Origin of the sequence: Streptomyces sp. NPDC051677, from assembly GCF_044453465.1 — a bacterium.
Lineage (GTDB): Bacteria > Actinomycetota > Actinomycetes > Streptomycetales > Streptomycetaceae > Streptomyces.
The window spans coordinates 1-1,660 of sequence record NZ_JBITCT010000141.1 but is presented as its reverse complement, the minus strand read 5'-3'; the positions used below and the strand labels follow the sequence as shown (position 1 = coordinate 1,660).

Genomic DNA, 1,660 nt, shown 5'->3' with positions numbered 1-1,660 from the left:
CCTCGCGCTTTCATGAGGTGGGCTGTCCGGCAGGCGGTCAGGAAAGCAGAAAGTGCCTCTGACCAGCGAGAATGAGGATTGTCTAGGTCCTTGTTCCCGCTGAAGCCAGAGGCACTTCCCAGGTGAAGCACCCTATCGGGTCCTATCCCCATGTCCGCGTTCAGGACGACGGCCGTCAGGTCGTCACCCAGGCGGGGTCGGTCCTGCTCGTCGAAACAGTCCGCAGTATTGGCCTTGACCGGGCCGTATCCGCAGCTCTGGCTCCATGGCGGAAGCCGCGGGCCGTCCACGATCCCGGCAAGATGCTTCTGGACGTCGCTCTGGCGGTCGCCTTGGGCGGGGACTGCCTCGCGGACGTGGCGATGCTGCGGTGTGAGCCGGCCGTGTTCGGCCCGGTCGCTTCCGACCCGACCATCTCCCGTCTGATCGGCACGCTCGCCGCCTCCGGGGAGGAAGCCCTGCAGGCCATCCGGTCCGCGCGGTCCGAAGTCCGTGGCCGGGTCTGGTCGTTGGCGGGCAAGAACGCTCCGGACGCCGACGGACAGGTCACGGTCGACCTCGACGGTGTCCTCGTGATCGCACACTCCGACAAGGAGGACGCAGCGGCGACCTGGAAGAAGACCTACGGTCATCACCCGCTGACGGCTTTCATCGACCACGGCCCGGGCGGAACTGGTGAGCCGGCCGCCGCCCTCCTGCGACCGGGAAACGCAGGCTCGAACACCGCTGCCGACCACATCACCACTGCTCAACTGGCCCTCGCCCAGCTGCCGAAGAAGTACCGGCGAGGACGCCAGACGCTGATCCGTACGGATTCCGCCGGCGGCACCCACGACTTCGTGTCCTGGCTCGCGAAACGAGGCCGATGGCTGTCCTACTCGGTCGGCATGGTGATCACCGACACCATCCACCGGCACCTCCTGCAGATCCCGGCCTCCGCCTGGACGACCGCCGTCGAGACCGACGGCACGGTCCGCGACGGCGCCTGGGTCGCCGAACTCACCGGCAGGCTGCTGGACGGCTGGCCAAAGGGCATGCGGCTGATCGTCCGCAAGGAACGACCGCATCCCGGGGCCCAGTTGAGGATCACGGACGCGGACGGCATGCGGATCACGTGCTTCGCGACCAACACCCCCGACCAGCCAATCTCCGAACTCGAGCTCCGTCACCGGCTGCGGGCCCGGGCCGAGGACCGGATCCGGGCCGCCCGATCCACCGGCCTGCGTAACCTGCCCCTGCACCACACCACGCAGAACAAGGTCTGGCTGGAGATCGTCCAGATCGCGCTGGATCTGCTCGCCTGGATGCCCATGCTCGCCCTGACCGGCAAGGCCCGGCTCTGGGAACCCCGCCGACTGCGGTTCCGCCTGTTCTCCGCAGCCGCCCAACTCGTCACCACCGGCCGACGCAGAATCCTCCGCCTCACCAAGCACTGGCCCTGGACCGGCGAGATCACCACCGCACTCGGACGACTCGCGCTCCTGCCCAACCCCGGCTGACCAGCAGACCTCCCGTCCCGACGAAAGCACCACCCGATCCCGGGCAGTGGAACCCGGCGCCCACCCGACGCGACAGCCGGGCCACCGGCCTGCCCACCACCCGCCCCGGAAACCGAAAAGGCCCGCCGACTCCGTCGACGGACCCTCACGAAAGATCGAGG

The 1,660-nt window shown here is 68.6% G+C and carries 1 protein-coding gene; it reads left to right on the top strand.

Annotation, left to right across the window (positions count from 1 at the left end; genetic code table 11):
- The first annotated feature begins 122 nt into the window (after positions 1-122).
- Complete coding sequence (locus tag ACIBAF_RS49255) at positions 123-1,499, top strand: IS1380 family transposase (RefSeq protein ID WP_399473414.1); 1,377 nt, start codon at positions 123-125, stop codon at positions 1,497-1,499.
- The last annotated feature ends 161 nt before the right edge of the window (positions 1,500-1,660 follow it).